Genomic DNA, 12,236 nt, shown 5'->3' on the forward strand with positions numbered 1-12,236 from the left:
TTTCCAGCTTCAGATTGTTCCCTGTCTTTCACATGAGTTTCCCCAAGCAAGACCACTATTCTTTATTGCCCTGAAATCCTCCCGGAGAGCAGGCGTACGAAATATCCCTGTGCCTGGCCTTTTAGCAATGTTTCTCTCTGCTCGTCTGAAAGGGATGCCTCTTCATTCCCTGAGGCGGAAAATGAAAACGCCAAAGCTAACCAGAGAATTCCTGCCGGGAGCTTTTTTAGCTGCATAGGGACAATGCCGTAGCTCTGTAAAATGCCGTAGCTCTGTAAAATGCCGTAGCTCTGTAAAATGTCGGTAGCTAAAACTAGTCGACTCTCAAGACGTTCCCCGTAAGGCTCTGTCCTGTTTCGTTATCTCTTGTGTGCGAGATACAAAAAAACCGGGCTACGCCCGGTTTTTATCAAGCACAATATTCTCTTATAAAAGCTTGCGGCCTTTCTGGGCCGCCAGCCGCAAACGCAAGGCATTCAACTTGATAAAGCCTGCAGCATCGGCCTGATTATAAGCACCAGCATCATCTTCAAATGTGGCGATACTCTCATCAAACAGAGTCTGGTCAGATTCCCGGCCAACAACAGTCACATTCCCTTTATACAGCTTGAGGCGTACCCGACCGTTCACGTAAATCTGAGACTGATCAATCATGGTCTGCAGCATTTCACGCTCTGGAGACCACCAGTAACCGTTATAAATCAGTTTAGCGTAACGAGGCATCAACTCATCTTTCAGGTGTGCAGCTTCCCGATCCAGAGTGATGGATTCAATAGCACGGTGCCCTTTCAGCATTATCGTGCCTCCAGGAGTTTCGTAACAACCCCGAGCCTTCATACCGACATAACGATTCTCAACGATATCTACCCGACCAATACCATTCGCTCCGCCGATCTTGTTCAAATGGGCAAGAACTGTCGCCGGAGTCATTTCCACTCCATCAATAGCGGTAATATCGCCACTTTTATATGTCAGCTCTATATAAGTAGGTTCGTCAGGAGCGTTCTCTGGAGACACACTCCACAGCCACATATCTTCTTCCGGCTCATTCCATGGGTCTTCAAGCAAATCACCTTCATAAGAGATATGCAGCAGGTTGGCATCCATAGAGTAAGGAGACTTACCTTTCTTCTTCTGAATCTCAATGCCGTGCTTGTCACAGTAAGCCAGCAATTTTGCCCGGGAATTCAGATCCCACTCACGCCAGGGAGCAATCACTTGAATACCGGGCTTCAGTGCATAAGCGCCCAGCTCAAAGCGAACCTGATCATTACCTTTACCAGTTGCCCCGTGAGAAATAGCATCGGCACCGGTTTCGTTGGCGATTTCAACCAAACGCTTGGCAATCAGTGGGCGAGCAATAGATGTTCCCAGCAGATACTCACCTTCATAGATGGTATTGGCCCGAAACATAGGGAATACAAAGTCTCGAACGAACTCTTCTCGCAAATCTTCAATGTAGATTTCTTTAATGCCCAATGCCTGAGCTTTCGCGCGGGCAGGTTCTACCTCTTCTCCCTGACCAAGGTCAGCAGTAAAGGTCACCACCTCACACAGGTACGTATCCTCAAGCCATTTGGCGATCACAGAGGTATCCAGTCCACCAGAGTAGGCAAGGACAACCTTGTTGATTTCTTTCATGAAAAGAGCGACTCCGTTGTTATTGACCAGCTCTTGTTTTTCGAATTTTTTATCCCTGCACATCTTTTAGCAGGGTAAAAGCCGGGAAAATGTTGAATTATTAGGCATTGTAACTGCAACTCAAATTAGAGCCATTTAATAATTTTAACCATTCATAAGTAAAACTACTTTAGAAACAGTGCTTACCACATACATCTAAGCCCTATCAGTTTTCAGCGCATGTTCACTTTCAGAGCACTCACTCTCTATCTTTCCCCCAAGAGTTCTCGAAAAGGTGCAAAAACTCATTTTTTCACCACTCCTCACTCCAAGCAAAACTCACTGCTTTTTCAGGGTCGATGGAGTTGCACCAAAATAACCCCCCACCGATGCACGCTTTTCGAGCAATAGGCATTTTCCTCCCTTATCAGGAGCTCCACAATAGTTCACCACTGCAAAATATAAGTCATTTCCTTTGAATTTCCCCACCCACACATTTCTTGGCACAGGCGTTGCAAAAACACATTCATCAATAAGAACCATAAAGATTGCTAAAAGAGGGAGTGGAACCGTGAGCAGAAGCACAAGACGTTCGTTTCTAAAATCATCTGTTTTAGCCTGCACGCTGGCAGCGTCATTTACTCTTCCAAACTTTACTTTTGCGAGCACGGCAACCGCAGAAGAAAAGTTAGGTTGGCCAGAAAAAGAAGAACTGAAATTCGGCTTTATCAAACTTACCGATATGGCACCAATCGCCATCGCTTACGAGAAGGGCTTCTTTGAAGATGAAGGTCTGTACGTAACCATCGAAGCTCAAGCCAACTGGAAGGTTCTTTTGGATGGCGTTATTGATGGTCGATTGGATGGTGCCCATATGCTCGCCGGGCAGCCAATTGCTGCCACCATGGGTTATGGCACCAAAGCCGAGATCATTACACCCTTTTCAATGGATCTTAACGGCAACGGCATTACTGTTTCCAACAAGATCTGGGAACAAATGAAGGTCAACATTCCCAAGCAGGCTGATGGCAAGCCAGTTCACCCAATCAAGGCCGACTCTCTGAAGCCAGTTGTTGAGAAATACAATGCTGAAGGTAAGCCTTTCAATATGGGTATGGTATTCCCGGTTTCCACCCACAACTACGAACTGCGTTATTGGCTGGCAGCTGGTGGTATTCACCCAGGTTTCTACGCTCCTCATAAAGGTGATACCTCTGGTCAGATAGACGCCGAAGCTTTTCTATCTGTAACACCGCCACCTCAGATGCCTGCCACTCTGGAAGCCGGCACAATCTATGGCTACTGCGTGGGTGAACCCTGGAACCAGCAGGCCGTATTTAAAGATATTGGTGTTCCTGTGGTCACCGACTATGAAATCTGGAAAAACAACCCAGAGAAAGTGTTTGGTATTACCAAAGAGTTTGCTGAGAAGTATCCCAACACTACTGTTCGCCTGACCCGTGCCATGATTCGCGCCGCCAAGTGGCTGGATGAGAACAACAACGCCAATCGCCCGGAAGCTGTGAAGATTCTGTCCCAGTCCAACTATGTGGGTGCGGACTATGACGTGATCGCCAACAGTATGACCGGCACCTTCGAATACGAAAAAGGCGACAAGCGTGAGGTTCCGGACTTCAACGTATTCTTTCGCTATAACGCCACCTATCCCTACTACTCCGATGCTATCTGGTACATGACCCAAATGCGTCGCTGGGGCCAGATTTCCGAAGACAAGTCAGACACCTGGTACTTCAATATGGCAAAGAAGGTTTATCGTCCGGACATTTATACCAAAGCGGCTCAATCTCTGATTTCAGAAGGCCTGGCGAAAGCGGAGGAATTCCCGAACTTCACAACTGAAGATGGTTTCCGCTCTCCGCAGAAGCACTTTATCGACAACATCGTATACAACGGCAAAACGCCAAACGCTTACATCGATAGCTTCTCCATTGGTTTAAAGAAAGGAGATGTGCTGTAACCGGCTCTTCCTGTTGGGTTACGACGCCAAGCGTCTAACCCAATCTACAACGATTGCTTTGCGTAGGTTGGGTTAGCACCCAACAAAGAGAGAGAACATTCTCATGAGTACCATAACAACACCATCAGAAACACCTCACAGCCAGTTTTCAGAGAAATTGAAAAACTTGTTTGAAGGATCTGGAGAGTGGTTAAAAACCGGCATTATATCTCTGACCGGCATTCTGGTTTTTCTGCTGATCTGGTCTGTAGCAGCCAATAACATTAATACATCACTGGGAGCCTTCCCCGGCCCTCAGTCTGTGGCAGGGCAGTTTCAGTCTCTCTATAACGAACACACTGCGGAGCGGGTAAAAGAAATCGCATTCTATGAACGGCAGGACGTACGTAATGCCAAACGTATGGCTGCTGACCCGACATATCAACCCAAAGTTCGTAAGTACACCGGCAAAGAAACCTTCATTGATCAGATTGGCACCAGCCTGATTACCGTTGCCAGTGGTTTTATTCTTGCTGCACTGATCGCTATTCCTCTGGGCATTGCCGTTGGTTTGAACAAAACGCTTAATACTGCCATTAACCCGATTATCCAAACTTTTAAGCCGGTTTCTCCACTGGCCTGGCTCCCCTTGGTAACGATGGTCGTGAGTGCACTCTATACGACAGATGACCCAATGTTCGCCAAGTCATTTGTCAACTCATTGATCACCGTAACACTTTGTTGCCTGTGGCCCATGTTGATCAACACCTCTGTTGGCGTAGCTTCTATCGAAAAAGACCTGGTGAACGTGAGCAAAGTACTTCGACTCTCTGCCCTGACCCATGTACGCAAGATTGTACTGCCAGCCTCTGTTCCCATGATCTTCACAGGTATGCGACTGTCGCTGAGCATTGCCTGGATGGTACTGATTGCCGCCGAGATGTTGGCGCAAAACCCGGGTCTTGGAAAGTTCGTTTGGGATGAATTCCAGAACGGTAGCTCAGAGTCTTTAAGCCGGATTATGGCCGCAGTCTTAGTCATTGGCTTTATCGGTTTCCTGCTGGACCGGGGCATGCTGCAGCTGCAGAGGTTTGTGTCCTGGGATAAATCCAGCGAAGTACGTTAATCACAAGAAATTCACAAATATTGAAGGAAATGACAAGGGTGTGTTTCAAAGGCCATGAATGGCCTGATAGCGGCTCAGGGCAGAGACTGCCCTGCTGGAGCAGAAACATACTCCTTGTCCAGAACATAACCAATTTCACACTTACTGAAAGGTCTCAAACCATGAGCATTATTCTCGATATTGATCATGTGGATATGGAGTTTCCCACACCCAAAGGGCCTTTTACGGCTCTGAAAGACGTCAGCCTGAAAATTGCCAAAGGTGAGTTTATCTCCCTGATCGGCCACTCTGGCTGCGGTAAATCTACAGTATTGAATATTGTCGCCGGCCTGCACCAGGCCACAAAAGGTGGTGTGGTATTAAATGGTAAAGAAGTTTCTGAACCCGGCCCCGAACGCGCTGTTGTTTTCCAGAACCACTCCCTGCTCCCATGGCTTACTGCTTATGAAAATGTAGAGTTAGCGGTGAAACAGGTTTTCGGAAAGAAAAAGAACAAGCAGGAAACCAAAGACTGGATCGAATATAACCTCGAACTGGTGCATATGGATCACGCCATGCATAAGCGTCCGGATGAAATTTCCGGCGGTATGAAACAACGTGTCGGTATTGCCCGCGCCTTGGCTATGCAGCCAGATATCCTGTTAATGGATGAACCTTTTGGTGCGCTGGATGCCCTGACCCGTGCCCACATGCAGGATTCCCTGATGGAAATCCAGAACGAACTTAACAATACCGTGATTATGATCACCCACGATGTGGATGAAGCTGTTCTTCTGTCAGACCGCATTGTGATGATGACTAACGGCCCGTCAGCAACCGTTGGGGAAATTCTGGATGTAAAACTGGAACGACCTCGCAGTCGTCTGGAGTTGGCCGACAACCCGGAATATAACCACCTTCGCTCCGAAGTTTTGAAATTCCTCTACGAAAAACAGCGTAAAGTTGAAAATATCGGCTCACAGAAAAAGAACAAAAAAGAATCCATTCAACGTCAGGAAAAAACAGCAGCGGCTTAATATTTATTATCGAGCTGATTTCATCAGCTCAATCTCCTCTCCCAGGTTTCTGGCAAGCCCTGACTTTAGCCACCGTAACGACCAGAACTGACAATGATACGGATATAGATGAAGATGCAGCTGTTACAGGAATGTTACAGCCGCAGTAAAAAATGCTTTAACGGGCAATATAACGCAGGAACTCTTCTCTGGTAGGCAGGTTGGTGCGGAAATCACCACGCATAACTGAGGTGGTCATTGAAGAATTCTGCTTTTCAACACCACGCATCATCATGCACATGTGCTTGGCTTCAATCACAACAGCCACGCCCCGAGCACCGGTCACTTCTTCGATAGCTTCGGCAATCTGCAGGGTCATATTTTCCTGAATCTGCAGGCGTCGGGCGTACATATCTACAACTCGGGCAAACTTGGAAAGACCCAGAACTTTGCCTTTGGGAAGGTAAGCCACATGAGCCTTACCGATAAAGGGCAGCATATGGTGCTCACACATGGAATACAGTTCAATATCCCGAACTACAACCATTTCATCGTTGTCGGACTCGAATACTGCACCGTTCACGATCTCTTCGAGACTCTGGTGATAGCCTCGGGTCAGGAAATTCATGGCTTTGGAGGCACGTGCTGGCGTGTCTTTCAGGCCGTCTCTTTCAGGGTTTTCTCCCAGCCCTTCGAGTATTGCTTTGTAGTATTCGCTGAGGTCTCTGCTCATGGATCTCTGGTCCGTTTCAGCTCAATGACATCCCACCATCAACGGGGATGGTTGTGCCTGTTATATAGGGGTTGTTCAGTACGTACTCAAGCGTTTGCCAAATCACGCTTTCTCCCGGTTCCAGGCCCATGGGAGGAATACGCAGAGTATCTTCTGCAGCCATCCTCCTGTCACCTTCATTCATGATGATCAGGTAGGGTGCGATAGCGTTAACCTTGACATCGGGAGCATACATACGGGCAAACGACCGGGTCAGGCTTTCCAGGCCAGCTTTGGTCGCAGCGTAGGCGGCATGGTGCTCGCTGCCACGGAGTGCATTGTAATCGGTCATGTGGATGATGTCCGCTGTTTCCTCACAATTCCACAACAGTTCGCACAAGCCACGGTTGATCAGCCAGGGAGCTTCCATATGAACATGGAATAAGGATTCCAGAGGCTCTGCCTCAAGGGGGTGCTGGCTGTCGGCAAGCCAGCCTGAGGCATTGTGGATAATAGCCCTGAGGGACGAGGTGAACTGTTTCACTTCATCAATCAGACGGTAGGTGTTCTCTTTAATCTCAAGATCGCACTGCAGAACATGGGCACCGGCAGCCTCCAACTTCGCAACATCGGAGGTATAGGTACGGTAGGTTGCTATCACCTGATAACCGACCTGGAGTAATTTAAAGGCATTAAACAGGCCAAGGCGACGGGATGCCCCGGTAATCAGGACAGTCTGTTCCTGCTTACTCATTGTTTTCCCCTACTTCACACCTGTTATTTTTGTGGAGGACATTTAATCAGATCGTAAGGGGGGGAGTCCAGATGGTACCGGGCAGGATTCATGAAGTCGTGATGTTGTGGATAGGCAAGCGTCTTACCTGCCCGGGATCTTGGCAAGCAAGACGTTTCTGCCAGGAGATTAACTCATTACAACCTGTACAGGGCGAGGAATTGTTTGCTGTACAGTTTTTTCCTCAGCATCCTTATTGAGCAGAGCACGAACAGCCATGATAAAGAAGCCGGTCATAAACAGGTTGAGAGTCAGTGACAACATGGCAATAGTCAGAGCTTGACCGCCAATGCCATAGCCGAGGCTGATAATCAAAACGCCAGCACCCACTTCACCTCTGGGAAACATGCCGATACTCAGGGCCAGGCGTTCTTTAAAAGATGCTTCCCTTTTGTAACAAAACAGCGGGAACATCTTGCCGAGATTGGATATAACGGTTACAGCAAGGACATGACCTGGCAGCCCCCACGGGCTGAGTGCTTCGGAGGCTGCGCTATCGCTAAACATATCCAGTTCCATCAGTGGCATACTCAAACCAACCAGAACCATGAAAATACCAGCAATGACGGTATTGGCAGATACGCGCTCAGGGTCGTGAGGGTTCGCTTCCGGAGAAGGCTTGATCATGCAGCCCAGCAGGAATGCGGGAAGAAGTACTTCAATATGAACAGGAGTCAGCGGATCAATAGCCTTACTGCCCAGAAGAACAAGTTTACTGGTCGTAGCAATCAAAAACGCATAACCAAGCATAGAGCGCCAGGTGCAGGGAATACTGAGAGTTCTGAGATTCTTGTAACCCACAGCCAGCATGCCTATCAGTACAGCCATTACCAGAACCAGCTGCCAGCTCAGACCTACCATCAGAATAGTGAGGGGAACCATCAGCAGTACCGTGTCCAGATCATCAAAAACAGCCAGAATACGTGCCTTCTTGAACATCCAGGTAGTGCTCAGGTCAGCAGCTGCCAACATAGCAAAGAGTACACCGGCAGATGTTGGGGCTGCGAAACGCCCCAGAAGCAACATCTCCTTCCAGGTTGAAATCTCGAACCACTGGCCGGATGGGGAAAGTACGAAAATAAAGTACACCACAACGAACAGCCATGGGAATGTTGCCGCGGTCATGGCAACAACATAATCCCAGCCGTAACTGCCAAGGTCTTTTTTATCCACATCAAATTCACTGCCCACATCAATCATGATGTAGGACAAGGCCACCATGGTTAGATACATGATGAACGTTTGGAAACTGGTATAGGAAGCTCCGAAAGAATAAGGGAGTGCTTGCGACAAAACTATGCCGAGTAAAAGCAGCAGGGAAAAAACAATAACTTTTTTCAAAGTAATACCCTAAATGACAATCTTGAGTTTAAAAAGGTCAGTACATGAAATTCAAAAACCGTAACTATCGTTTATTCTGTTTTTCCGAAGTGTATTTATTTTCATTGGCGCCAAAAAGCGACATAGGTCAATGAAATTTCCGATTTGAAAGAGGGTTTAAAATGAATCTGATTCTTTCTTCTTATTATATGGCAGTTATAAAACCGCAAAGTTTTCCTAAAGGTTACAATGAAATTAATGAACATTATTGAATGAAGGGTTTGTGTTTTTTATTAAAAATAAAATAGAACTCACTTAACAAATAGCCATGTATGGTGGTGTATATATTTCCAATACGGTCTGTTTCCAGGGGGCGTTCTCAATTAGGCATCGAACTCAGCATTACCCTTCGGGTGGCGCTGAGTCGTATGCTTAATTGAGAACGCCCCCTAGGTACATATCACCTGACAATTTTTCTGGTGACACCTTCCGTTGTCACGGGGACTTTCTTTACAATTCGCAGACGATAAACATGATCAGATTTTGGGATAGCTTCCCACTGACTGCTGGCTGGAATTTTTTCTTTACATGCTTCTTGATATTCTCGACCTTTTGGGGACTAGCGTTTTCGCTGCCACTGGAGCAATGGTTGCTGTGCGGCGGCAATTGGATGTTTTTGGCGCCCTTGTCCTGGCTTTCGTAACCGCAGTAGGTGGGGGTACTATCCGGGATGCGATATTGGGAAGTACGCCAGTGTTCTGGGTAACCGACACGGTTTATATAACAGTGATCTGTCTGACAACGGCTTTAACTCTTGTTGGGAGAAACTGGTGGCACAAAACACGCTACATTATTTTACTTTCTGATGCCTTGGGACTTGGGGTTTTCACAGTGATTGGTGTTGAAAAAGCTCTGACCTACGGTGCTGCGCCCATGGTTGCAGTCATTATGGGCGTTCTTACCGGGGCTGGTGGAGGTATGATCCGCGATGTATTAGCTGGTCGTGTTCCTATGGTGTTGCGCCATGAAATTTATGCGACGGCCGCTATTGCAGGCGGTCTTCTCTATGTAGCAATGGAAAGCTCTGGAATTTCCAGAGGGTTTATTGCCATTGCCTGTGCATCTGTCGTATTTATTCTTCGACTCCTCGCTATATATTGCAACCTTTCCCTTCCCAGAGTGAAGCTGGGATAAGAATAACGAACGGGGTGTTTCTCGGACGCCTGCTACACTTTTTACGGTTTTTAGTCTGCCTGCTTACTTTTCCTGAGCAGGCTTTTGGGTTTTCTGTTCTAACCAACCGAACAGTGTCGTACAGGAGTCCGTTATGCCATCGTTCCGTCCCTGTGTTCCGTTTTATCCCAAATTAGTCACTCAACGCATCGCCCTGATCGGGGCTTGTGTGCTTTCCGGTCAAGCGACAGCGGCCGGCTTTGCCCTCAATGAGTCTTCGGCAGCTGCGGCTGGCACGGCTTACGCCGGACGAGCCGCCGCTGCGCAGGATGCATCTGCTTTAGCAGCAAATCCTGCGTCTATATCTTCTCTGACAAATGCTCAATGGACCTTGGGGGGAGCACTGATTCTCCCGAAGGGAGAGTTGCCTGATCATACAGCCACTTTTAGCCCTGATAACGGAGTGAACAATGTGCCGGTTGCTGGGGGGAGCGGAAGGGATTTTGTTGCACCGGTCTTTGTTCCAAGCGGATATTATGTTCGCCCTCTTGATGACCAATGGTCTTTTGGTATTGGCATTTACTCTCCGTTTGGATTGATTACTGATTACAATAGCGATTTTGTTGGCCGCTATCTGGCGGACAGATCCGAAGTAACCAATATAAATATCCAGCCCACCCTTAGTTATAAATTTACTGATCAGCTCAGTGTTGGAGTAGGTTTTTTTGCATCCTTTGTGAGTGGGGTGCTTACTCAGCGAGCACCTAACCGAAGAGCACCAAACCCTTTTGCCCCTGAAGTGGAATTAAAATCAACTGTTGAGGGAGATGACTGGCAGGCCGGACTCAAACTTGGTGGACTCTGGGACAATGGAACGACCAGTATAGGAGTATCCTGGACATCGAATGTTGACTTTAAGTTAAAGGGTTCAGCCAAGCTGGAAGGTGCAGGCGTTTACGTGAAATCTGATGGCCATTTGGAGCTAAAGCTTCCTGATATGCTTGAAATCGGGGGAAGCCATAAGCTGACAGATGACTGGACGCTGGTTGCAGGGGCTTTGTGGACAGGTTGGAGTAGTTTTAAGGAAATCAAAGTAGTAGTGGATGAGCCATTTGATACAAAAGCCAAAGGTGAAGCTATTAGTTATGTCCCTGAAAAGTGGGATGATGTCTGGTCATTTTCAGTTGGTGCTCGCTATCAGCTAGACCCCAAATGGTTGCTTCGGTTCGGTTATGCTTTTGATGAATCACCCATCAAGAAAGAATATCGAACAGCAAGAATCCCAGACATAGACCGTAACTGGTTGACAGTGGGTGCTCGCTTTACCCCGACCGCTCCTTGGGCCATTGATATGGCCTATGGCTACCTGATTCCTAAAACTGTGAAAGTGAACGAAACCGCTCATCATGGTGATGGCAGTGAAGACAGAACTTTCACATACAGAGGCAAGTATAAAATAGGTGCTCATATTGCGATGGCATCACTAACTTATCAGTATTGATTGCTCGAGAATCCTGCTTCGCTCACGGTACTCGTTGAGTCATGAGTGAAGCAGGATTTGATAAGAACTACTCCGCTTTATCCCGAGTGAAAACCCAGTTCTTATCGTCACTCATATCAGCATTGAATATGTAGCCACCGTAGTTAAACTTTTTAAGTGCTGCAGGTTGACTGACTTTCTTATCAATGATGTAGCGAGTCATAAGGCCGCGGGCTTTTTTTGCGTAGAAACTGATGATTTTGTACTGCCCGGTTTTTAGGTCTTTAAATATCGGGGTAATAATATCAGCTTCCAATTGTTTGGGTTTCACGCTCTTGAAATATTCATTAGATGCCAGGTTAATCAGGATATTGTCTTTCTGGGCAGACAGTTCGGTATTAAGAGCATTAGTAATAATATCTCCCCAGAAGGTGTAAAGATCCTTGCCTCGTTTGTTGGCAAATTTGGTACCCATTTCCAGTCGGTAGGCCTGCATAAGATCAAGGGGGCGTAGTAGCCCATAAAGACCACTTAAAATACGAAGATGCTTCTGGGCAAAGTCAAAACCTTTGTTATCTAGAGTTTCTGCGTCCAATCCGGTATAAACATCTCCTTTAAAGGCAAGCACTGCCTGTTTGGCATTCCTCGGGGAAAATGGCGTGCTCCAGGCTTCAAAGCGGGCCGCGTTTAACCCTGAAATCTTGTCACTTACGCCCATGAGTTTACCGATTTGAGCCGGGCTCAAGTCACGAAGCTGTTCTATGAGCTCCTGAGAATGCTCAAGGAAATCTGGGGTCGTGTGAGCATCAGTGGCCGGAGCCGTGTCGTAATCCAGCGTTTTTGCGGGTGAAATGACAATCAGCACATCAGGCTCCCTATAGTCTTAAACATTGTTATCCAGCCCATACTATTCCCTGAAGCACTGATTCTCCAGTTATAGAGGCTTGGTTATTTCCAAGGGGTACGCAGAGGCGTGTTAGAAATACTAACCGTACAGTTAGTAAAAGCTAATTTTGGTGGATTCTAGTCTTCATAAGGGTTGCTTTAACGCCCCCCCCCC

General features: G+C 47.3%; 11 protein-coding genes. 5 read left to right on the forward strand and 6 right to left on the reverse strand.

The genetic code is table 11. From position 1 onward, the window contains the following. Positions 1 to 426 precede the first annotated feature (426 nt). Both QMA35_RS13825 and QMA35_RS13830 read right to left on the reverse strand, forming a co-directional pair. Complete coding sequence (locus tag QMA35_RS13825) at positions 427 to 1,641, reverse strand: argininosuccinate synthase (RefSeq protein ID WP_281647741.1); 1,215 nt, start codon at positions 1,639 to 1,641, stop codon at positions 427 to 429. 318 nt (positions 1,642 to 1,959) lie between these two features. Continuing rightward, positions 1,960 to 2,163, reverse strand: a complete 204-nt coding sequence (locus QMA35_RS13830) for a hypothetical protein (RefSeq protein ID WP_281647742.1) — start codon at positions 2,161 to 2,163, stop codon at positions 1,960 to 1,962. 82 nt (positions 2,164 to 2,245) lie between these two features. Here QMA35_RS13830 and QMA35_RS13835 point away from each other — a divergent pair, with 82 nt between their 5' ends. From QMA35_RS13835 to QMA35_RS13845, 3 genes are all read left to right on the forward strand, one after another. After that, positions 2,246 to 3,598 carry a CmpA/NrtA family ABC transporter substrate-binding protein gene (locus tag QMA35_RS13835; protein ID WP_281647751.1) on the forward strand — a complete coding sequence of 451 codons (1,353 nt, stop codon included), beginning with the start codon at positions 2,246 to 2,248 and terminating at the stop codon, positions 3,596 to 3,598. A 103-nt stretch (positions 3,599 to 3,701) separates the two neighbouring features. After that, complete coding sequence (locus QMA35_RS13840) at positions 3,702 to 4,703, forward strand: ABC transporter permease (RefSeq protein ID WP_281647743.1); 1,002 nt, start codon at positions 3,702 to 3,704, stop codon at positions 4,701 to 4,703. A 161-nt stretch (positions 4,704 to 4,864) separates the two neighbouring features. After that, positions 4,865 to 5,719: an ABC transporter ATP-binding protein gene (locus QMA35_RS13845; RefSeq protein ID WP_281647744.1), complete on the forward strand. Its 855-nt coding sequence runs from the start codon at positions 4,865 to 4,867 to the stop codon at positions 5,717 to 5,719. Positions 5,720 to 5,876: 157 nt separating this feature from the next. Here the strand turns inward: QMA35_RS13845 and folE are convergent, their stop codons facing one another. The 3 genes from folE to QMA35_RS13860 all read right to left on the reverse strand — a co-directional run bounded on the left by folE (position 5,877) and on the right by QMA35_RS13860 (position 8,544). After that, positions 5,877 to 6,431 carry a GTP cyclohydrolase I FolE gene (gene folE / locus QMA35_RS13850; protein ID WP_281647745.1) on the reverse strand — a complete coding sequence of 185 codons (555 nt, stop codon included), beginning with the start codon at positions 6,429 to 6,431 and terminating at the stop codon, positions 5,877 to 5,879. A gap of 16 nt (positions 6,432 to 6,447) precedes the next feature. Further along, positions 6,448 to 7,164: a dihydromonapterin reductase gene (gene folM / locus QMA35_RS13855; protein WP_281647746.1), complete on the reverse strand. Its 717-nt coding sequence runs from the start codon at positions 7,162 to 7,164 to the stop codon at positions 6,448 to 6,450. 168 nt (positions 7,165 to 7,332) lie between these two features. Then, the gene (locus QMA35_RS13860; protein ID WP_281647747.1) at positions 7,333 to 8,544 is read right to left on the reverse strand and encodes a hypothetical protein; all 1,212 of its coding nucleotides are present in this window, start codon (positions 8,542 to 8,544) and stop codon (positions 7,333 to 7,335) included. A gap of 567 nt (positions 8,545 to 9,111) precedes the next feature. Here QMA35_RS13860 and QMA35_RS13865 point away from each other — a divergent pair. Together QMA35_RS13865 and QMA35_RS13870 are read left to right on the forward strand one after the other, a co-directional pair. Next, a complete protein-coding gene (locus tag QMA35_RS13865) occupies positions 9,112 to 9,717 on the forward strand; it encodes a trimeric intracellular cation channel family protein (protein WP_281647748.1) in 606 nt (201 codons plus the stop codon). Between the two features lie 133 nt (positions 9,718 to 9,850). Beyond that, on the forward strand, positions 9,851 to 11,197 hold the full coding sequence (locus QMA35_RS13870; RefSeq protein ID WP_281647749.1) for an outer membrane protein transport protein: 1,347 nt from the start codon (positions 9,851 to 9,853) through the stop codon (positions 11,195 to 11,197). Between the two features lie 67 nt (positions 11,198 to 11,264). On the opposite strand, the gene yaaA is transcribed toward QMA35_RS13870, so the two are convergent. Continuing rightward, positions 11,265 to 12,041 (reverse strand): peroxide stress protein YaaA, encoded by a 777-nt coding sequence (gene yaaA / locus QMA35_RS13875; RefSeq protein ID WP_281647750.1) that lies wholly within the window; start codon positions 12,039 to 12,041, stop codon positions 11,265 to 11,267. Between the last annotated feature and the right edge of the window lie 195 nt (positions 12,042 to 12,236).

Origin of the sequence: Parendozoicomonas sp. Alg238-R29, assembly GCF_947331445.1 — a bacterium.
In the GTDB taxonomy this organism is placed as follows: domain Bacteria; phylum Pseudomonadota; class Gammaproteobacteria; order Pseudomonadales; family Endozoicomonadaceae; genus Sansalvadorimonas.

Bases quoted from the DNA above. Each gene is read 5' to 3' on its own strand.
- folE (WP_281647745.1), bottom strand. From the start codon at position 6,431: ATGAGCAGAGACCTCAGCGAATACTACAAAGCAATACTCGAAGGGCTG.
- QMA35_RS13865 (WP_281647748.1), top strand. From the start codon at position 9,112: ATGCTTCTTGATATTCTCGACCTTTTGGGGACTAGCGTTTTCGCTGCC.
- QMA35_RS13845 (WP_281647744.1), top strand. From the start codon at position 4,865: ATGAGCATTATTCTCGATATTGATCATGTGGATATGGAGTTTCCCACA.
- QMA35_RS13870 (WP_281647749.1), top strand. From the start codon at position 9,851: ATGCCATCGTTCCGTCCCTGTGTTCCGTTTTATCCCAAATTAGTCACT.
- folM (WP_281647746.1), bottom strand. From the start codon at position 7,164: ATGAGTAAGCAGGAACAGACTGTCCTGATTACCGGGGCATCCCGTCGC.
- QMA35_RS13840 (WP_281647743.1), top strand. From the start codon at position 3,702: ATGAGTACCATAACAACACCATCAGAAACACCTCACAGCCAGTTTTCA.
- QMA35_RS13825 (WP_281647741.1), bottom strand. From the start codon at position 1,641: ATGAAAGAAATCAACAAGGTTGTCCTTGCCTACTCTGGTGGACTGGAT.
- QMA35_RS13830 (WP_281647742.1), bottom strand. From the start codon at position 2,163: ATGGTTCTTATTGATGAATGTGTTTTTGCAACGCCTGTGCCAAGAAAT.